The organism is Pseudoalteromonas sp. PSi26, from assembly GCF_054960575.1.
Genome location: NZ_JBHNYT010000007.1, coordinates 132983 through 153247, shown reverse-complemented (window position 1 = coordinate 153247; position 20265 = coordinate 132983). Strand labels below are relative to the sequence as shown.

Annotated in this window: 15 protein-coding genes and 1 pseudogene; 11 read left to right on the top strand and 5 right to left on the bottom strand. The window is 41.1% G+C overall.

Translation table 11 applies throughout. The features are described from left to right. Position 1: 1 nt before the first annotated feature. The 7 genes and pseudogenes from rseP to ACFI34_RS09685 all read left to right on the top strand — a co-directional run bounded on the left by rseP (position 2) and on the right by ACFI34_RS09685 (position 7273). A complete protein-coding gene (gene rseP, locus ACFI34_RS09715; protein WP_039038118.1) occupies positions 2-1354 on the top strand; it encodes a sigma E protease regulator RseP in 1353 nt (450 codons plus the stop codon). A gap of 96 nt (positions 1355-1450) precedes the next feature. Continuing rightward, positions 1451-3922 carry an outer membrane protein assembly factor BamA gene (gene bamA, locus ACFI34_RS09710; protein WP_462673338.1) on the top strand — a complete coding sequence of 824 codons (2472 nt, stop codon included), beginning with the start codon at positions 1451-1453 and terminating at the stop codon, positions 3920-3922. 11 nt (positions 3923-3933) lie between these two features. Continuing rightward, a complete protein-coding gene (locus ACFI34_RS09705) occupies positions 3934-4452 on the top strand; it encodes an OmpH/Skp family outer membrane protein (protein ID WP_006793627.1) in 519 nt (172 codons plus the stop codon). A gap of 7 nt (positions 4453-4459) precedes the next feature. Further along, positions 4460-5482 (top strand): UDP-3-O-(3-hydroxymyristoyl)glucosamine N-acyltransferase, encoded by a 1023-nt coding sequence (gene lpxD / locus ACFI34_RS09700; RefSeq protein ID WP_462673337.1) that lies wholly within the window; start codon positions 4460-4462, stop codon positions 5480-5482. 27 nt (positions 5483-5509) lie between these two features. Next, positions 5510-5962 carry a 3-hydroxyacyl-ACP dehydratase FabZ gene (gene fabZ / locus ACFI34_RS09695; protein ID WP_006793625.1) on the top strand — a complete coding sequence of 151 codons (453 nt, stop codon included), beginning with the start codon at positions 5510-5512 and terminating at the stop codon, positions 5960-5962. Between the two features lie 2 nt (positions 5963-5964). Further along, a complete protein-coding gene (lpxA, locus tag ACFI34_RS09690; protein WP_058405705.1) occupies positions 5965-6735 on the top strand; it encodes an acyl-ACP--UDP-N-acetylglucosamine O-acyltransferase in 771 nt (256 codons plus the stop codon). A 146-nt stretch (positions 6736-6881) separates the two neighbouring features. Further along, a pseudogene (locus tag ACFI34_RS09685) lies at positions 6882-7273 on the top strand (septal ring lytic transglycosylase RlpA family protein). Here ACFI34_RS09685 and cydC read toward each other — a convergent pair. The 5 genes from cydC to ACFI34_RS09660 are packed head-to-tail and all read right to left on the bottom strand — an operon-like array spanning position 7256 to position 13661. Beyond that, positions 7256-8998 (bottom strand): thiol reductant ABC exporter subunit CydC, encoded by a 1743-nt coding sequence (gene cydC / locus ACFI34_RS09680; protein ID WP_462673336.1) that lies wholly within the window; start codon positions 8996-8998, stop codon positions 7256-7258. The pseudogene ACFI34_RS09685 and the gene cydC sit on opposite strands and share 18 nt — an antisense overlap. Beyond that, positions 8991-10778, bottom strand: a complete 1788-nt coding sequence (cydD, locus tag ACFI34_RS09675) for a thiol reductant ABC exporter subunit CydD (RefSeq protein ID WP_462673335.1) — start codon at positions 10776-10778, stop codon at positions 8991-8993. Before cydD ends, cydC begins: the two co-directional genes overlap by 8 nt. Beyond that, positions 10768-10932 (bottom strand): cytochrome bd-I oxidase subunit CydX, encoded by a 165-nt coding sequence (gene cydX, locus ACFI34_RS09670; RefSeq protein ID WP_006793620.1) that lies wholly within the window; start codon positions 10930-10932, stop codon positions 10768-10770. Before cydX ends, cydD begins: the two co-directional genes overlap by 11 nt. Before the next feature lie 12 nt (positions 10933-10944). Further along, positions 10945-12084: a cytochrome d ubiquinol oxidase subunit II gene (gene cydB / locus ACFI34_RS09665; RefSeq protein ID WP_462673334.1), complete on the bottom strand. Its 1140-nt coding sequence runs from the start codon at positions 12082-12084 to the stop codon at positions 10945-10947. A 2-nt stretch (positions 12085-12086) separates the two neighbouring features. After that, positions 12087-13661, bottom strand: a complete 1575-nt coding sequence (locus tag ACFI34_RS09660; RefSeq protein WP_462673333.1) for a cytochrome ubiquinol oxidase subunit I — start codon at positions 13659-13661, stop codon at positions 12087-12089. Between the two features lie 299 nt (positions 13662-13960). On the opposite strand from ACFI34_RS09660, the gene lpxB reads away from it, so the two are divergent. The 4 genes from lpxB to accA are packed head-to-tail and all read left to right on the top strand — an operon-like array spanning position 13961 to position 20177. Continuing rightward, a complete protein-coding gene (gene lpxB / locus ACFI34_RS09655) occupies positions 13961-15118 on the top strand; it encodes a lipid-A-disaccharide synthase (RefSeq protein WP_462673332.1) in 1158 nt (385 codons plus the stop codon). Next, positions 15108-15713, top strand: coding sequence for a ribonuclease HII (gene rnhB / locus ACFI34_RS09650; protein WP_462673331.1), 606 nt, complete (start codon positions 15108-15110; stop codon positions 15711-15713). The genes lpxB and rnhB overlap by 11 nt, the downstream gene beginning before the upstream one ends. After that, positions 15713-19204, top strand: a complete 3492-nt coding sequence (dnaE, locus tag ACFI34_RS09645; protein ID WP_462673330.1) for a DNA polymerase III subunit alpha — start codon at positions 15713-15715, stop codon at positions 19202-19204. The genes rnhB and dnaE overlap by 1 nt, the downstream gene beginning before the upstream one ends. Before the next feature lie 16 nt (positions 19205-19220). After that, complete coding sequence (gene accA / locus ACFI34_RS09640; protein WP_006793614.1) at positions 19221-20177, top strand: acetyl-CoA carboxylase carboxyl transferase subunit alpha; 957 nt, start codon at positions 19221-19223, stop codon at positions 20175-20177. Positions 20178-20265: the final 88 nt, after the last annotated feature.

The window sequence follows — 20265 nt, the reverse complement described above, 5'->3', positions numbered from 1 at the left end:
TATGTTTGATTTTATTTGGAATCTTGGCTCATTTATTTTGGCATTAGGTATTTTAGTTACTGTGCATGAGTATGGCCATTTTTGGGTAGCACGAAAGGCGGGTGTTAAGGTGTTACGCTTTTCTATTGGTTTTGGTAAGCCCTTAATTAAATGGCACGATAAGTACAATACAGAATATGTTATAGCAGCTATTCCACTAGGTGGATATGTCAAAATGCTTGATGAGCGTGTGGACGATGTTCCACCAAATCAGCGACATTTATCGTTTAACTCAAAGTCAGTACAAGCACGTATTGCCATTGTTGCAGCTGGGCCTATGGCAAATTTTTTGTTTGCCATTTTTGCGTTAGCGGTGATGTACATGGTGGGTGTGCAATCGGTAAAACCAGTCGTAGGCAGCATTACTGAAGGGAGCCGAGCAGAGCAAGCCGGGCTTATGCCAAGCCAACACATTATTAAAATTGGTGATGATAATATAACCACGTGGCAAGACGCGACGTTTGCTTTTATGTCGCGATTAGGTGAAGAGCGCGTAGAGATTACAGTTCGCGATGAAAACTTACAAACACGAGTCAAAACGCTCAATATTGATGGTTGGAAGCTCGACCAACAAGATGTTCCTCCACTTACCTCTTTGGGTATTGTACCCTTTAGGCCACAAGCAACATTAACGGTTGCAGCGGTGACTAAAAATTCAGCAGCCGAACAAGCAAATTTGCAAGTTAACGATACTATTTTGGCTGTAAACGGTGAAACTATAAGCAATTGGCCGCAATTAGTTAATGTAATTACGCAATCGGCTAACAAATCTTTACAATTTAGTGTAAAAAGACAAGATAGTATAAAAAGCATAACAGTGACCCCACAAGGGCGTGTCGGCAACAATGGTATAGAACAAGGTTTTTTAGGTGTAGCACCTGTCGTTCAGCAATGGCCAGAGGGGTATGTACAATCCCGAAGTTTTGGACCACTTGATAGTATTGTTCGTGGTACAAAAGAAACCTGGCGGTTGATTACACTGAGTTTTGACATGATTGGCAATTTAATTACGGGTCAGGTTTCGGTTAAAAACTTAAGTGGTCCTGTTGGTATTGCAGTGGGAGCAGGGACTAGCGTAAGCTATGGTTTAGTTGCTTTTTTAAGCTTTTTAGCCCTGATAAGCGTTAACTTGGGCGTATTTAATTTATTGCCTCTGCCAGTGCTTGATGGTGGACACTTAATGTATTACATAATTGAACTTTTTCGTAAAAAGCCGGTCTCTGAAAAGACACAAGAATTTGGTTTTAAAGTGGGAGCGTTGCTACTCATTTTTCTAACATGTTTTGCTTTGTTCAATGATGTATCGCGTTTGTAATTACAGCGCAACATTTACTAATTAGAACACGATTGTAACGCACCCGTATTTTAGGTGTTAAGCGGTAATACAGTTGTAAAGGATAAAGATAATAAAATGGCTATAAAAAAACATTTGGCAGTTTCAAGTTTATTGGGTGCAAGCTTTGCTGCCCTAGGCCAAACTTCCTTTATTGTTGAAGACTTGAAAGTTGAAGGCTTACAACGCGTAGCACTCGGTGCTGCATTGACTCATATTCCTATTAACGTAGGCGATAATGTAGATGACTACACAATTTCAAAAACAATAAAGTCACTTTATCGTTCTGGTCACTTCGACAACATCAAAGCATTGCGTGATGGCAACAACGTTATTTTTAAAGTAACAGAGCGCCCAACAATTAGCTTTATTGAGTTTGAAGGCAATAAAGATATCAAAGATGAGCAGCTTAACGAGTCGCTTGATCAACAAGATATTCGCCAAGGTGAACCACTAGACAAAACCGTAATAGACAACATTGAAAAAGGCTTAGTAGAGTTTTTTCATAGTATTGGTAAATACAATGCAACGGTTGATATTAGTGTTACTAAATTGCCACGTAACCGCGTTAAACTTAAATTGGAGTTTGACGAAGGTGATGCCGCGTCTATCCGCCAAATTAACTTAGTGGGTAATGAACTTTTTTCTAACGAAGAATTATTAAAACTTGCCGAGTCTCAGCAAGATTTACCTTGGTGGCAATTTATGGGTAGCGACCGCTACCAAAAACAAACTATTGAAGGCGATTTAGAAAAAATCCGCAGCTTTTATTTAGACCGTGGTTATTTACGTTTTAATATTGATTCGACGCAGGTATCGGTAAGTCCAGAGCGTGAGTCTGTATATGTAACGGCTAACCTCACCGAAGGCGTTAAATACAAGGTTAAAGGCTTTGATTTTATTGGTGACTTACTCGGTCGAGAAGATTTAATCAAAAGCGTTATTCCACTGAGAGCTGGTGAGCTTTACAATGGCTCTGTTGTTACATCGTCAGAAGAGTTCATTAAAAGTTATTTAGCCCGTTTTGGTTATGCAAATGCTGAAGTGCGTACAATTCCTGAAATTGATGACGAAAAGCAAGAAGTTCAGTTAACTTTATCTGTTAACCCAGGTAAGCGTGTTTACGTTCGGCGTATAATTGTTGGTGGTAACCAAAACACCGCAGATGAAGTATTGCGCCGTGAAATGACGCAACTAGAAGGTGCATGGTTATCAAACCAGAACCTTGAGCGTTCAAAGCTACAAATTCAACGTTTACCTTATATGGAAACTGTGGATTTTAACGTAGTCCCCGTGCCAGGTGTAGACGACCAAGTTGACGTAGATTTCACAGTAAAAGAACAATCAGCCGGTAGTTTTAATGCGGGCCTTGCTTATGGTTCATACCTAGGTCTGCAATTTAATATTGGTGTGACTGAATCTAACTTCTTAGGTACAGGTAACCAAATTGGTTTAAATTTAAATACGTCTACTGGCTCTGAAAGTGTCAGTTTATCGTATACCGACCCTTATTTTACACCAGATGGTGTTTCACAAGGCAGCAGTATTTTTTACCGAAACTACGACGCAAGTAAGTTTAGTCTTGTAGATTACAAATCTAAAAGTTATGGTTTAGGTACAAATATTGGTTTCCCAATTGATGCAATAAACCGAGTTAATTTTGGTGTTCGTTGGATAAAAGAAGAGCTGTCAGATATTGCTGAGTACGAGCAAACGCGCGTACTACGTGAAACGTTTTTTGACCCTGAAAACCCAGATGCAGGCTTTGATTTTACTAAATATGAGTTAAGTGTTGGTTGGTCACGTATTACGGTTAACCGGGGTTTATTCCCTACAGCAGGTTCGCGCCAAACGTTAAACTTAACGGGGACTACACCAAACTCAGACTTGACCTATTTCAAGCTTAATTACGACTCACGTTTTTACTGGCCAATATCTAACGACCATCGCTGGGTGTTCTCGGCACGTGCGGCGCTCGGTTATGGTAACGGCTATGGGTCAACGAATGGATACGATCAAACGCTTCCGTTCCAAGAGTTCTTCCGTATAACCGAAATGGAACTTCGTGGTTTTGACCGTAATACTATATTGCCACAAGCTGTAGCACGTCGTGCAACGACTATTCCTGGTACACTAAATCCAGACGGTTCTACCTCAGGTCCTATCAATAGTGCGTCGGAGTTTGACCAGTTAATACCACAAGGCCGAATTGGTGGTAACGCCAAAGCGGTGGCAGGTATGGAGTTAATCGTTCCTACACCGTTTTTGGATGAAGAAAACACAAGTTCAGTGCGTACCAGTTTCTTTGTTGATGCTGCAAACGTATGGGACACCGAGTTTAGCGTAGACCGTTATCAAAACTTACTCGTAGATCAACGCAATAAGTTGGATGATTATTCAGATCCTATGCGTTTTAGAGTATCGACCGGTTTATCATTACAGTGGATCTCTCCAATGGGTCCAATGCTGATTAGTTTTGCGTATCCATTGCAAAAAGAAGAAGATGACGATACGAAGACCATCAGTTTTAATATTAGTAACACTTTCTAAAGGAGTTTTTTATGACTAAATTATTTAAATCAACGGCAGTGGCTGTTTTAGCAACGTTAATGATGGGTACTTCTGCTAGCGCTCTTGCGCATAAAGTAGGTGTTGTAGATATGCAAGAAATCTACAAACAAATTCCTCAAATGGCTAAAATTGAGCAGTCACTACAAAGCGAGTTTGCTGAGCGTCGCCAAGAGCTTGAAAAGTTACAAGGTGATATTCGCTTTGAAGCTGAGAAGTTTAAGCGTGAGAGCACAACGATGAGCCAAGCTCAAAAAGATGCACTTCGTGATAAAATTCAAGGTATGCAAAAAAACCTTGCTGAAGTAGGTCGTCCTTTAGAGCAAGAAATCAAAGCTCGTCAAAACCAAGAGCTTGCAAAAGTTCAGGGCTTAATTATTAAAACAATTGAAGAGATTGCTAAAGACGGTGACTTTGATGAAGTTAAAGTAAAAGACACTACAATTTACTTCAACCCTAAAGAAGTAACAGACCTTTCATCTAAAGTTGTAACAGCTGTTAGCAAGAAATAATCACTCTATGCAAAATTATACGCTTTCGCAAATTGCGGAACTTCTAGGCGCCGAACTTCAGGGTGATGGCGCTTTAGAAATAACAAAAATAGCGACACTTGCAAATGCCCGTACTGGGCATATTGCATTTTTAGCGAACTCAAAATATCGTGTTCAACTTGAAGCTACACAAGCCAGTGCTGTAATTATTAACCAAGCAGATGCAGCGCATTTTAATGGCAATAAAGTGATTGTTTCAAATCCGTATGTCAGTTATGCAAAGCTTGCGCAATTTATGGATACAACACCGCGTTCAGCCTCTTCGGGTATTCACCCAAGTGCAACAATTCACCCTAGTGCAAATATAAGTAAAAGTGCTGCTATAGGCGCTAATGCTGTTATAGAGGCTGGTGCAGTTGTTGGTCATAACGCGGAAATTGGTCCGAACAGTTTTATCGGAGAACGTGTTAAAATAGGTGCTGGGACAAAGCTTTGGCCTAATGTGACGATTTACCATGACGTTGAAATTGGAGCGGATTGTTTGTTCCAAGCAAATAGTGTTGTTGGTAGCGATGGGTTCGGTTATGCAAATGAGCGTGGTCAGTGGCTTAAAATTCCTCAGCTAGGCTCTGTGATCATAGGCGATAAAGTAGAAATAGGCGCCAGTACTACAATTGACCGTGGTGCACTTGATAATACGATTATTCATAGCAATGTGATTATTGATAATCAATGTCAAATAGCACACAACGTTGAAGTTAATTCAGGTACAGCCATTGCTGGCTGCTCTGTTCTTGCAGGTAGTGTCACCATAGGTAAAAACTGCCAAATTGGTGGTATGACTGCAATTAATGGTCACATGTCAGTATGTGATGGTGTTATAATTACGGGTATGAGTATGGTGACAAAATCAATCACCGAACCCGGTATTTATTCATCAGGTATGCCCCATACAACTAACAAAGAATGGCGTAAATCAATTGCTCACTTGCGTAATCTATCAGACATGAAGTCTCGTTTGAAAGCGCTTGAAGCACTTGCTAAGTCATAAAAGTTGAACACATAAAAGGATGCTATTTTGGCAAACGAATTAAATAGCCTTGATATTCAAGAAATCTTAGCTTTATTACCACACCGTTACCCGATGCTTTTAATTGATCGTGTTATTGATTTTACTCCGGGTAAGACATTGCATGCTATTAAAAATGTATCTATAAACGAACCTATTTTTACTGGCCATTTTCCAAACCAGCCTATTTTCCCTGGTGTGCTAATATTAGAAGCTATGGCACAAGCTACAGGTCTTCTTGGTTTTAAAACAGTTGAAAATCGCAGTGAAGACGAACTTTACTTATTTGCAGCAGTAGACAACGCTCGTTTCAAGCAACCGGTTGTGCCTGGTGATACATTGCATTTGCATGTAGAGTTTTTAAAAGAGCGCCGCAATATATGGAAGTTTGCTGCTGAAGCTAAAGTTGACGGCAAAGTAGTATGTAGTGCCGAAATTATGTGTGCGAGAAGAGAGTTTTAATAGTGATCCATTCTACAGCAATAATCGAACCTGGCGCTAAACTAGGCAACAATGTCTCAGTTGGTCCATATAGTTATATAGGCAATGATGTTGTTATCGGTGATAACTGTATTATTGAATCTCACGTTGTTGTTAAAGGACCGTCGACCATTGGTTCTGGAAATCATATTTTTCAATTTGCGTCTGTCGGTGAAGCTTGCCAAGACAAAAAATACAACAACGAACCCACTACATTAATCATTGGTGACAATAATGTTATCCGTGAGTGTGCAACCATTCACCGTGGTACCATTCAAGACCAAGGTGTAACAAAAATTGGTAGTAATAACTTATTTATGGCTTACACACACGTAGCACATGACGCAGTGATAGGCGATAACGTAATTTTTGCTAATAATGCCAGTGTTGCAGGCCACGTTCATGTTGCTGATTGGGTTATATTAGGCGGTAATTCAGGTGTTCATCAATTTTGTAAAATTGGCGCGCATGCGTTTATTGGCATGTACTCTGGCGTAAATAAAGATGTACCGCCATTCGTGACCACGATTGGTATGCCAGCAGGTCCTGCTGCAATCAATAAAGAAGGTATGAAACGCCGTGGCTTTGAAAGTGATGAAATAATGGCAGTACGCCGTGCTTATAAAGCGTTTTATCGAAAGAGTTTAGGTGTTGATGAAGCAATTGCTTCACTAAGTGAAGATGCTGCTAAGTACCCTGCAGTGCAAACCATGATAGACTTTGTAAAAAGTTCTGAGCGCGGTATCGTAAGATAAGCGCTTCTGATTTTTAAAAAACCACCTAAGAGTAATCTCAGGTGGTTTTTTATTGCCTACAAAATGGCTCTCTTATATCAATTCAGTACACACTCAGCGAGGCAAGGTTAACCTTTGCGCAAATTTACTATATTTAAAGCACAGCTATGTCTCTTGCGAAGTTAATTTTACCCCTCAGTTTTTTGTCTATCTTGGTTGCATGTAGTAGCCAACCTGTCCTTACCACAGCTAATGGTGAGCGTACTCATTTAGGGAAAGCCTCTTATTACGCTAATAAATACCATGGCCGCAAAACGGCAAATGGCGAAACCTTTAACCAAAACGCAGCCACTGCTGCACATTTAGAGTTTGATTTTGGTACTAAGGTTAAGGTAACTAACCTAGCTAACAATAAATCGGTAATCGTAAGGATAAATGATAGGGGCCCGTACGTTAGAGGGCGGGTTATTGATTTATCGTTAGGTATGTTTAAAAAATAGCCGATCCTAAAGTCGGCGTTATTGATGTCTCAATCAGCGTATTAAAAACGGGTGGTTAGCGACACATATTCCTGATGTTTTTCGCTAAGCTCTTTGTGGCTACCTTGCGCTACAAGTTTGCCATTTTCTAGCCAAATAATGTTATCCATTTTCGCTAGAAGAGCAGGGTCGTGGGTAATTGTAAGTACGCTTGCGTCACTCATTACGTGCATAATGGCGTTCATTACGGTTTGCTTAGATTGGTTATCTAGCCCTTCAGTGGGTTCATCAAGTACTAAAATAGCGGGGTTTTGTAATAAAGCCTGCGCAATCGCTATACGCCTTGATTGCCCTTGGGATACGCTTCTGCCGCCTGTCCCTAAACGTGTTTTTAAACCCTCTTGTAGCTCTTTAAACCAAGGCTCTAGCTGTGCAAGGTTAATGGCTTCAAGCATTTCTTCTTTTGTAGCGCTTGGCTTTGCATAGCTTAAGTTTTCACTTAATGTGCCATCAAAAATATGATGTTGCTGCGCTAATATATTTATAACGTTTGCTCGGCTGTCACTGCTAAGTGAGTGAAGGTCTTGCGCGTTATTATGGTCACCCAATGTAATACTACCTTGCTGAAGTGGCCATAAACCGGTTAGCAAATTAACTAAGGTGGTTTTACCGCTCCCGCTTCGACCTACAATGGCTACTTTTTGCCGCGATTTAAGCATAAAACTGACATTATTTAATGCGTTATGCTCATCGTATTTATAGCTAATGTTATTAAGCGTTAGCGCAATATTATTTTTATCAAACTGAGTATCAATTAAAGCGTTACAATTATTGCTCTGATCAGATGCTTTATCTTGGAGGGTAAATAACCGCTCTGCGGCTTTTAGTACATTAGGCAGCTCTATAAATGCATTGGGCAGTAGTAATACGCTTTCAAAGCTTGCTAATACAAAAAGCGTTAACATGGCAAGTTCTACGTTAACCATGGAATTAGTATAAACCAATGGGGCTATCGTCACTATGCTAGCTAACATAGCCATTTGTACTATTAGTAGAGTCAGTCCATCTGCATTTGCTAACGCCTTATGACGAACAAATAATTGTTGGTTGTACTGCTCGTTTAATCTATCGCATTTATTTAACTGCTCAGTACGGGCTTGATAAATACTAAGCTCTCTGAGGCCTGTTAAGGTATCTGATAATTCGGCCCGTAACTGTGCACTAAGGTGTGTTTCTTTGTGACTATTTTTTGTAAGTGAAGCACTTAAAAACGCAGGTATGACAACGCCAATTAATAAAATTCCCATAAAGCAAATGAGTGCTACATTTGCATTATAAGCAGACATGAAAAGCAAAATGATTGGCACGCTTAACAAAGCAACCATCATAGGCATTAACACGTTCAAATAAAATTTATCGAGTGCGTCAACATCGTTCTGTAGTCGATTCAGTAAATCAGCGCTGCGGCTCATGGCTAAATCAACATTGTTGAGCTTACTGAGTGTTGCAAACATATTTACGCGAATTTCACTCAACAATAAAAAAGTCGCATTATGAGTAACTAAGCGCTCAGCATAACGAGAAGCCGTTCTTACAATGGCTAAAAAACGTATTGTGCCAGCGGGTGTAAAATAGTTCATTTGCACGCCAGCAATGCCTGCAGCTGCCATAGATGCTAAAAACCAGCCTGAAATAGCCAGTAAGCCAACGTTCGCAAGCACCGTAATTGTTGCTAACAGCGTACCCAGTAGCATGGCTTTATAATGAGGGCGGCAGAGCTTTATCAATCTAATAAAGTTATTCATCGGAGCCTCCTTGCTTAGCGGCATTTAGCAAATTATAAAACACGCCATCTTGAGTGCTTAGTTTTTCAAAGCTACCTTGCTCAGTGACCTTACCCTGGTCCATTACAATAATATTGTCGGCGTGTTTTACAGTGTTTAATCTGTGTGCGATTACCAGTACTAAATTGTTTTTAGCGTACATATTAATGGCGTGTTGAATGTGTTGCTCTGTTTGGCTATCAAGGTGCGCTGTTGGCTCATCAAGCATTAATATAGGGGCGTTTTTTAAAAATGCCCGAGCAAGTGCAATACGTTGCTTTTGCCCTCCAGAGAGTCCTTCACCTTGCTCTCCTATTAACGTATCAAACCCAGAGGGTAGGGTATTTATGAACTCAAGGGCGCCTGCTTGTTGCGCTGCTTGCTCTAGCTCTTGCTGTGATGCGTCTGGTTTGGCTAATTTTATATTAGCGCCAATGCTATCGAAAAATAGTGTTGGATTTTGTGGTATCCACGCAACTTGATTCTGTAGTTGGGTAATATCGTTTGCTGCTAATGGCAATCCGTTAATATAAATGCAAGGTATTACTTGGGGGTGAAAACCCAGCAGGCAATCAAATAAAGTACTTTTCCCTGAGCCACTGTTACCCACAACTGCCACCAAGCCTTTTTTTGGTAGGCTTAAGGTGACATCGTGAATGCCTTCGTTACTGTCAGGGTAAATGTAGGTTAAATTTTTAATGTTTATTGAATCAATAGTATCAGACGTGGTGTATTCGGTTGTATTGTTAACTAGTTCAGTATCTTGATAGGGTAAGGGGGCATTTAAAATAGTCACCATGTCAGCAGCGGCGCTAATACCTTGCAAGCGAGCATGATAATGGCTTCCTAATTGACGAAGCGGTAAATAAAACTCGGGAGCTAAAAGCAGCACAACAAAGCCAGTAGAAAAATCAAGTGTGCCAAAAAAAAGCCTAAAACCAATAATTACAGCCACTAAAGCCACACTGATTGTGGCTAAAAACTCTAAGGCAAAAGACGATAAAAACGCGATTTTTAACACGCCTAGCGTGGTATGCCTAAAGTCATCAGAAATTTTAGCTATTTGTTTTAATTCGGTTTGCGTTGCATTAAATAGTTTTAGCTGGGTTAATCCCTGTACTCTGTCAAAAAAGTAATTACCTAGAACAGCAAGTTGTTGCCAACGCTTTTGATTTAACGCTTCTGCTTTTGATCCAACTAAAATCATAAAAAAAGGGATAAGCGGAGCTGTTAATAAAAATATTAATCCCGCTTTATAATCGGTCGGAAAAATAACAACCAAGATTGCTAGTGGAATAAGGGCACTGTAAGCAACACCAGGCAGGTATTTTGCGTAATAGTCGTGAAGTTCTTCCACGCCATTGTGCAATGTATTTAAAGTTGCACCTTGGCCGTGTTGCTCAACATAACTAGGGCCTAGCAAGCTTAATTTAGTTAACAGTGTTTGGCGCATAGCCGACTTTATTTTAAGGGCAGCAAAAGCACTTAGCCTTTCACTTAGCGCTAAAAAAATAGCGCGAAGCAAAACAATACCTGCTAATGGCCATAGCAAGTGAGTGACTTCACTTAAGCCACTACCTTCAAACATTACGTTATGAATAGCCTGAGCGAGTAAATATGCCCCAGCAATCATTAAAATAGCGTTAAAAGTACCCAGTGCAATACTGAGTTTTAACCATAATGAGGCGGGTTTACTTTGTGTTTTTAAAAAAGCGCGCAGTGTTTGTTGCTGCGCGCGATTTGGTCGGGGGTTAGTCGTCATTGTTGGTCGAGTTAGCCTCGTTCAATAAGTCATGCATCGGTTGTTCATCATCAGCAATGCTGTTTTTATTTTGATGAAATTCGTACCACATTACATTTATTACCCCTAAGGTACAGGCTAAAAGTACACCTAAAATCCAAGCAAAATACCACATAGTTCAGTCTCCTTAGTAGCTGCCGTGAGTGTTAGTTTCAATTTCTTCTACGGTTACTCTGCGCCACATTTTTACATAACACCACGTGGTGTAGGCTAAAATTAATGGTACAAAAATGGCCACGGCTACAAGCATAATGTTAAGTGTTTTATGGCTCGAAACGGCATCCCAAATTGTTAAGCTAATATTTGGGTTGTTAATTGATGGCATAATAAATGGGAATAATGAAACGCCCGCCGTCATAATGACACCTACTAACATAAGTGCAGTCGAAATAAGCCCTAACGCTGGTTTATTGAGCTTTGAAAATACTAATGCACTCAATGCCATAGCAAACGCTAGAACAGGGAAGGTTACTGTCCATGCGCGCTCAGTGTAATTATTTAGCCAAGCGCCTTTTGCTGTTGTAACTACTTTAGCGAGCGGATCAGCATGGCCTTGGGTATCATCCATAGACACAATTTGGTAGCCATTCAAATTAGCCACCCAAACTCCAGCCGCGGCAAATAAAACAATAAATGCAATCAATGCATAACGTCCGTATTGGCCAGATCGTTCTGCAACCGCATCTGCTGTGCGAAGTTGTAACCACATACCTGCATGTGCAATAAGCATAGCTATACTAATTAAACCAGCGAGGAGTGCAAACGGGTTTAACAAGCCAAAAAACGAACCTTGGTAACTTACACGTAATAAATTATCAATATTGAATGGTACACCTAAAAACAAGTTACCAAATGCTACACCAAATACCAAAGCCGGAATTGCACTACCTGCAAATAATCCCCAATCCCAGTTATTACGCCAGCGCTTAGAATCAATTTTAGAGCGGTAATCAAAACCAAGAGGTCTAAAAAAGAGTGCAAATAGCACCAGCATCATGGCAAAGTAAAACCCCGAAAAAGCGGCTGCATACACCATTGGCCAAGCCGCAAATAATGCTCCGCCTGCGGTGATAAACCAAACTTGGTTACCATCCCAATGTGCGCCAATTGTATTAATTACAGTGCGTCGTTCTAAATCTGTTTTACCAACTAGGCGAAGGAGCATAGCAACCCCCATATCCATACCATCGGTAATTGCAAAGCCGATTAAAAGCACACCAATAATCAACCACCACAACATTTTTAATGTTTCATAATCAAAAATCATGATTATTCTCCTTTTGCTTGTGTGTTGTTTGGCAGCTCAAAATGGTATTTACCAGTGTGTAATGAGCTAGGGCCTTTTTTAATAAAGTGAATCATTAACCAGCCTTCAACAATGGCAAGGCCAGTGTAAAAAACGATGAAGCCCGTTAAGCTAATTAAAAGGTCATTGACCGTTAGTGATGACGTTGCTAAAAAAGTGGGTAGTATTTCAGAAATAGCCCAAGGTTGGCGACCATATTCTGCAACGATCCAACCAAATTCAATCGCAATCCATGGCAATGGAATACTTAATACAGTGGCCCAAAGCAGCCAGCGTTTTTGTTCAATTATACGATGTGCGTTGTAATAAAATGCTAATACAAACACTGCAAGCATAGCCACGCCACAGGCAACCATGATCCTAAACGACCAAAACATAGGGCCTACTTTTGGAAACGAGTCTTTCACTGCTTTTTGAATCTGTTCATCAGTCGCATCAACAACATCTGCTGTATATCGCTTAAGCAATAAGCCATAGCCTAAATCGTCTTTTACTGCGTCAAATTTAGCAATATTTTCAGGCGTATCTTCGCCATTTCTAAGTTTAGTGAGATAGCCATAGGCAATCATGCCGTTACGAATACGTACTTCATGTTTTTTCTCTAGATCAGAGATACCCATTACTTTTTCGTCAAGTGAACGCGTAGCAATAATGCCCAATGCATAGGGTATTTTTACAGCTGCATGGGTTACTTGCTCTTCAGAGTCGGGAAAACCAAACGCAGTGAATGCAGCGGGCGCTTCTTCTGTGTGCCACTCGGCTTCAATAGTTGCTAATTTTACTTTTTGAATTTCACCGACTTCATAGCCTGATTCATCACCGAGTAAAATAACACATAAAATTGAGGCTAAGCCAAACCCCGATGCCACCGAAAATGACCGTTTAGCAAACGCTAAATCGCGGCCTTTGAGTATGTACCAGCTGCTTATGCCCAAAACAAACATAGATGCGGCAACATAGCCCGCCGACACGGTATGAATAAACTTAACCTGCGCTACGGGGTTAAATACCAGTTCTGCAAAACTGGTCATTTCCATACGCATTGTCTGGTAGTTAAACTCAGCCCCTACTGGATTTTGCATCCATCCATTAGCAATTAATATCCATAAAGCCGATAAGTTTGTGCCCAGCGCCATTAAAAAGGTAGCACCTAAATGTTGACGTTTAGACAGCCTATCCCACCCTAAGAAGAACATTCCCACAAAGGTTGATTCTAAAAAGAATGCCATTAACCCTTCAATAGCCAGAGGGGCACCAAATACATCGCCCACATAATGGGAGTAATACGACCAGTTAGTGCCAAATTCAAACTCCATCGTGAGGCCTGTGGCAACACCAATGGCAAAGTTAATGCCAAATAACTTACCCCAAAACTTAGTCATATCACGATAAATTTCGCGACCAGTCATAACGTAAACTGATTCCATAATAACTAAGATCCAAGTCATACCTATTGTTAACGGTACAAATATGAAGTGAAAGAGTGCAGTAATGGCAAACTGCAGTCGCGATAGATCCACAAAGGTTTCATCTATCATTTTATGCTCCTTGAATGTGACGGATTAACTGGACAATGAGGTATTGGCAGAGTTAATTATTAAATGAACTTTCAGTAATTACTGAAAGTTTGTAATATTATTCACACTTGTTCAATACTTGTCAACATATATTAGAAAAACTTAATATATTATTTGTATGCTACATCAGTATTAAAAATAAACAACAATAGAGATTATATTTATAGATAAAAAACGAGTTGTTTAAAGCGTTTAATCACATACCAAAACGCGGTAAACTAAACTTATGACGCCCGATTTAAATATGAACCAAAAAGCAAATGACTAAAGAAAAGAAACAACTACGAATAGGTATAGTGGCAGGTGAGCTGTCGGGCGATATTTTAGGCGAAGGCCTGATAAAAGCATTAAAAATACATTTTCCAGACGCTACCTTTGAAGGGATTGCAGGGCCAAGAATGCAGGCGCAAGGCTGTAAAACGCTTTACGATATGGATGAGCTGTCTGTAATGGGCTTGGTTGAAGTACTCGGGCGTTTACCGCGTTTACTGAAAATCCGTAAACAATTGGTTCAACATTTTATAGATAACCCACCCGATGTATTTATTGGAATAGACGCCCCTGATTTTAATCTACGCGTTGAAAAACCATTAAAAGATGCAGGCATTAAAACAGTTCAATACGTAAGTCCGTCTGTTTGGGCATGGCGCGAAAAACGCATACATACAATAAACGCTGCTACTAACTTAGTGCTTGCATTATTACCGTTTGAAAAAGAATTTTACGATAAGCACCAAGTACCGTGTACGTTTGTAGGGCACACATTAGCAGACGATATTGCGCTTGAGCACGACGATAGCCAAGCACGTACAGAATTAGGGTTAAGTCTAGATGACAAAGTACTTGCGTTACTGCCAGGTAGCAGAGGCTCTGAAGTAGGCTTACTAAGCGAAACCTACATAAAAACAGCGCAGCAACTTCAAGCGCAAAACCCCAACCTTAAAATTGTAGTGCCGCTGGTAAACGAAAAGCGCAAAGCGCAGTTTACTGATATTTTAAATGCCACAGCACCTAGCCTTAATATTAGTTTGCTAGATGGACAATCAAAATTAGCGATGCAGGCGGCAGATGCCATTTTACTTGCGTCTGGCACAGCCACACTCGAAGGCATGCTGTATAAAAAGCCAATGGTTGTGGGATATAAAATAAAGCCAATGAGTTATTGGATTTTTAAAACTTTATTTACCTTTAATATTAAGTATTTTTCACTGCCTAACTTATTGGCCGATGAAGAGCTAGTGCCTGAATTTTTACAAAGCGACTGTAACGTAGCCAATTTAACAGGCGCACTTACACCTATGCTAGAGACAGATAACAAACAATTAAAAGCACGGTTTTTAGCAATTCATGAAAAAATTAGATTAAACGCCAGCAAACAAGCAGCGCAAGCTGTAGCGGAGTTAATACATGCAAATTGAACGACCCAATGTAACCTTAATTGCCGGTGTAGATGAAGTAGGGCGAGGCCCGCTTGTAGGTGATGTTGTTACCGCTGCGGTAATACTCGACCCCACTAAACCCATTTCAGGTTTAGCCGATTCTAAAAAGTTAACAGATAAAAAGCGCCAAGCACTGGCTGTAGAAATAAAAGAAAACGCATTATGTTATGCCTATGGCCGTTGTAGCCCAGCTGAAATTGATGACTTAAACATTTTACACGCCACCATGCTTGCTATGAGCCGCGCAGTGGAAGGATTAAGCACACAGCCTGAGTTTGTATTTATAGATGGTAATCGTTTACCAAAACTCACTATGCCTGCTCAAGCGGTTGTTAAAGGCGATAGCCTAGTAGCTGAAATATCAGCAGCGTCTATTTTAGCTAAAGTTGCGCGTGATGATGAAATGCTTGAACTCGATGCACGCTACCCGCAATACGGGTTTGCAGGGCATAAAGGTTACCCCACTAAAGCGCACTTTGCGGCGCTTGAGCAGTACGGCGCAATAGATGAACATCGTAAAAGTTTTAAACCCGTTCAGCGTGTACTTATGCAAGCGAAAGGCGAGGCAAAATAATGGCAGCACCTGATTTTGTACATTTAAGGGTCCACTCAGACTTTTCGATGGTTGATGGCTTAGCTAAAACCAAGCCAATAGTCGCTAAAGCGCAAGAGCTAGAAATGCCCGCGATTGCTATTACCGATCAAATGAACTTTTGTGGATTAGTACGCTTTTATGGCGCTACCCATAATGCGGGTATAAAGCCGATTGTTGGCGCTGATTTTTGGCTGCGCAGCCCTGAATTTCCCGATGAGCCATGTCGCATTACAATTTTAGCTAAAGACAATGTGGGTTATAAAAATATAACGCTATTAATTTCTGAGGCGTATCAGCGTGGTCATGTATTTCATCGTCCAGTAATTGACAGAGAATGGTTAGCTAATCATAAAGAAGGATTAATTATTCTCTCAGGCGCAAAAGACGGTGATTTAGGTAAAGCATTATTAAAAAATAATCCGGGCGTTATAGAAAGCGTAATTAGCTTTTACAAGCAGCACTTTAGCGATCATTACTATTTAGAGCTTGTACGAACTAACCGCCCGCTTGAAGAAGACTACCTGCACATGGCGGTAGAGCTTGCAGCTAAAGAGCAGCTGCCCGTTGTTGCAACCAACGAAGTGGTATTTTTAAAACCTGAAAATTTTGAAGCGCACGAAATCCGTGTAGCTATATTTGATGGCTACACACTTGATGACAAACGCCGTCCTAAACGTTTCTCAGAAGAACAGTACCTAAAAACGCCTGAGCAAATGGCTGAGCTATTTAGCGATATACCTGAAGCACTGCAAAATACGGTAGAAATAGCTAAGCGCTGTAATGTGACTGTAAAGTTAGGCGAATACTTTTTACCAGATTATCCAACAGGCTCTCTTAATATTGATGAGTTTTTGGTTAAAGTGTCAGAAGATGGCCTTGAAGAACGACTCCAGTTTTTGTTCCCTGACGAAGAAGATAGAAAAGTAAAACGTGTTGAATACGATGAACGTTTAGCCGTAGAGCTTGGAGTAATCAACCAAATGGGTTTTCCGGGTTACTTCTTAATCGTAATGGAGTTTATTCAGTGGAGTAAAGATAACAATATACCGGTAGGTCCAGGGCGAGGATCGGGTGCGGGTTCATTAGTGGCGTACGCACTTAAAATTACTGACCTCGATCCGCTTGAATTTGACTTACTCTTTGAGCGATTCCTAAACCCTGAACGTGTATCAATGCCCGATTTCGACGTCGATTTTTGTATGGACAGACGCGACGAAGTAATTGATCACGTATCGGCATTGTATGGGCGTGATGCGGTATCACAAATTATTACTTTTGGTACTATGGCCGCAAAAGCGGTAATACGCGATGTAGGTCGTGTACTTGGCCACCCATATGGGTTTGTTGATCGTATTTCGAAACTGATCCCAGGCGATCCCGGGATGACCCTTGCCAAAGCTTTCGATGTAGAGCCGCGCTTACAAGAAGCCTACGACGGCGACTCTGAAGTAAAAGATTTAATCGATATGTGTCGCATCCTTGAAGGGTGTACGCGTAACGCCGGTAAACACGCCGGTGGTGTTGTAATATCGCCGACCACAATTACCGACTTTGCTGCACTTTATTGCGATGACGAAGGTAAGTTTCCGGTAACACAGTTTGATAAAAACGACGTTGAAACCGCGGGCCTTGTTAAGTTCGATTTCTTGGGCTTACGTACCTTGACCATTTTGCAGTGGGCAGTGGATATGACCAACGTGCGTATGCAGCGCGAAGGCAAAGACCCTGTTGATATAAACACTATTCCACTGGATGATAAAAAAAGCATAGAGCTATTACTACGCGCCGAAACAACCGCAGTGTTTCAGCTAGAATCGCGCGGCATGAAAGATTTAGTACGCCGTCTTAAGCCCGATTGCTTTGAGGATATGATTGCATTAGTAGCCTTGTTCCGCCCAGGTCCATTGCAATCAGGCATGGTAGATAACTTTATCGACCGAAAACTAGGTAGAGAGGAAATTTCATACCCTGATGCCCAATACCAACACGAAAGCTTAAAGCCCATACTTGAGCCTACTTACGGCATTATTTTGTACCAAGAACAAGTAATGCAAATTGCCCAGGTACTCGCAGGCTATACGCTGGGTGGCGCCGACATGCTACGCCGTGCTATGGGTAAGAAAAAACCCGAAGAAATGGCTAAACAGCGTTCAACCTTTGAAGAAGGTGCACGCAATAATGGTATAGACGGCGAACTGGCGATTAAAATTTTCGACCTGGTAGAAAAATTCGCAGGTTATGGTTTTAATAAATCTCACTCGGCGGCATATGCACTGGTTTCGTACCAAACGCTGTGGATGAAAACGCACCATCCGGCAGAATTTATGGCTGCGGTAATGTCGGCAGATATGGATAACACCGACAAAATAGTGATTTTGGTGGATGAATGTGAAAACATGAAGCTCACCTTATTACCGCCCGATGTTAACGCCGGTGAGTTTAAGTTTACGGTTAACCTGCAAGGCGAAATTGTTTATGGTATTGGCGCAATTAAAGGTGTAGGTGAAGCGCCAGTAGACGCTATTTTAGAAGCGCGCGCAAAGGGCGGCCCGTTTAAGGATTTATTTGATTTTTGTGCTCGCGTTGACTTAAAACGCTTAAATAAACGTGTCACCGAAAAATTAATTTATGCCGGCGCACTTGATCAACTCGGTCCAGAAAAAACCCAAGCAGGGCGTGCAACATTACTGGCAAGTTTAAAAGATGCCATGCGTGCAGCCGATCAGCACAACAAGGCTGAACAACTTGGGCAAAGCGATTTATTTGGTTTACTGGCCACCGAGCCAGATGAAGTTGAGCAAGCGTTTATCAAGGCGACTGGACTGACTGACAATGAATGGTTAGAGGGTGAAAAAGACACGTTAGGCCTTTATTTAACAGGGCATCCGATAAATCAGTACCGAAAAGAACTTAGGTATTACACCAGCGGAAAGCTGGTGGATTTACAACCAACTAATCGTGATGTACTCTCAACCGCTGCTGGTTTGGTTATTTCTGCTCGCACTTTAATTAATAAAAAAGGTAACCGCTGGGGCTTAATAACTTTAGATGACAAGAGCGCCCGTATTGATGTACGCTTGTTCCCAGAACAGTTTGAAATGTACCAAGAAATGCTGCAAGTTAATAATATCTTGGTAATATCTGGACAGGTCAGCTTTGATAACTTCTCTGGTGGCATTACAATGACCGCCAGAGAAATAAACACCATTGCTCAAGCGCGTGAAAAACGCATTAAAGCGATTAAAATGACGCTGAACATGGTGCAAATCGAGGCAGGTTTCTTCGATAAATTACAAAAAGTACTCGAACCTTATAAAATGGGAACGTGTCCGATCAAGGTTTATTACCAACGCCCCGATGCGTTGGCGCAATTAACCCTAGGGATCGAATGGTGTGTCACGCCGAGCGACGACTTAATTCATAAGTTATCACTCATGGCGGCACAAAATGTAGAACTAGAATTTAACTGATTAGGTAGTTTAGAGCATGAGCCTCAATTATCTTGATTTTGAGCTTCCGATTGCAGAATTAGAAGCAAAAATTGAAGAATTACAAAGCATAAGCCGCGCTGGCGAATTAGACCTTGAGCTAGAAGAGGAAGTCAGCAAATTAAAAGAAAAAAGTGCTAAGCAAAAAGAGGAAATTTTCTCAAATTTAGGCGCTTGGCAAGTATCGCAGTTAGCGCGTCATCCGTTGCGTCCTTATACTCGAGATTATATCGAGCGCATTTTCACGGAGTTTGACGAGTTTGCAGGCGATCGTACTTTTGCTAACGACCCGGCTATTTTAGGCGGTGTTGCACGTTTAGATGGCGAACCAGTGATGGTTATTGGCCAACAAAAAGGGCGTGACACAGCTGAAAAAATCAAGCGCAACTTTGGTATGCCAAAACCAGAAGGCTACCGTAAAGCACTTCGCTTAATGGAAATGGCTGAGCGCTTCAAAATGCCAATTATGACCTTTATCGACACGCCAGGTGCATACCCTGGTGTTGGCGCTGAAGAGCGTGGTCAGTCTGAAGCAATTGCACGTAACCTTAAAGTAATGGCGGCGCTTAAAGTGCCAACTATTTGTACGGTTATTGGCGAAGGCGGCTCGGGTGGTGCATTAGCCATTGGTGTTGGCGACAGAGTTAATATGTTGCAATACAGCACGTACTCGGTAATTTCGCCAGAAGGTTGTGCATCAATTTTATGGAAAAGCGCAGACAAAGCACCACTTGCTGCAGAGGCTATGGGCGTAACCGCTGAGCGCGTTAAAGAGCTAGATTTAATCAACAATTTAGTTGATGAGCCTTTAGGTGGCGCGCACCGCAATTACGATGCAATGGCGCGTAACTTAAAAACGCGTTTAAAGCGTGATTTAGCAGACTTACAAGCGCTTTCGCTTGAAGACATGCTTGATCAACGTTACAAGCGTTTAATGTCGTTTGGTTACTGCTAATAAAGTAGCGATTACATTAAATGTCAAAAAAAGCCGCTTATGCGGCTTTTTTGTTTTAAAATACTTCTAACACAAATTTTATAGCGTA

Coding starts and splice junctions, on each gene's coding strand:
- rseP (WP_039038118.1), top strand. CDS start 2: ATGTTTGATTTTATTTGGAATCTTGGCTCATTTATTTTGGCATTAGGT.
- bamA (WP_462673338.1), top strand. CDS start 1,451: ATGGCTATAAAAAAACATTTGGCAGTTTCAAGTTTATTGGGTGCAAGC.
- ACFI34_RS09705 (WP_006793627.1), top strand. CDS start 3,934: ATGACTAAATTATTTAAATCAACGGCAGTGGCTGTTTTAGCAACGTTA.
- lpxD (WP_462673337.1), top strand. CDS start 4,460: ATGCAAAATTATACGCTTTCGCAAATTGCGGAACTTCTAGGCGCCGAA.
- cydC (WP_462673336.1), bottom strand. CDS start 8,998: ATGAATAACTTTATTAGATTGATAAAGCTCTGCCGCCCTCATTATAAA.
- cydD (WP_462673335.1), bottom strand. CDS start 10,778: ATGACGACTAACCCCCGACCAAATCGCGCGCAGCAACAAACACTGCGC.
- cydX (WP_006793620.1), bottom strand. CDS start 10,932: ATGTGGTATTTTGCTTGGATTTTAGGTGTACTTTTAGCCTGTACCTTA.
- cydB (WP_462673334.1), bottom strand. CDS start 12,084: ATGATTTTTGATTATGAAACATTAAAAATGTTGTGGTGGTTGATTATT.
- ACFI34_RS09660 (WP_462673333.1), bottom strand. CDS start 13,661: ATGATAGATGAAACCTTTGTGGATCTATCGCGACTGCAGTTTGCCATT.
- lpxB (WP_462673332.1), top strand. CDS start 13,961: ATGACTAAAGAAAAGAAACAACTACGAATAGGTATAGTGGCAGGTGAG.
- rnhB (WP_462673331.1), top strand. CDS start 15,108: ATGCAAATTGAACGACCCAATGTAACCTTAATTGCCGGTGTAGATGAA.
- dnaE (WP_462673330.1), top strand. CDS start 15,713: ATGGCAGCACCTGATTTTGTACATTTAAGGGTCCACTCAGACTTTTCG.
- accA (WP_006793614.1), top strand. CDS start 19,221: ATGAGCCTCAATTATCTTGATTTTGAGCTTCCGATTGCAGAATTAGAA.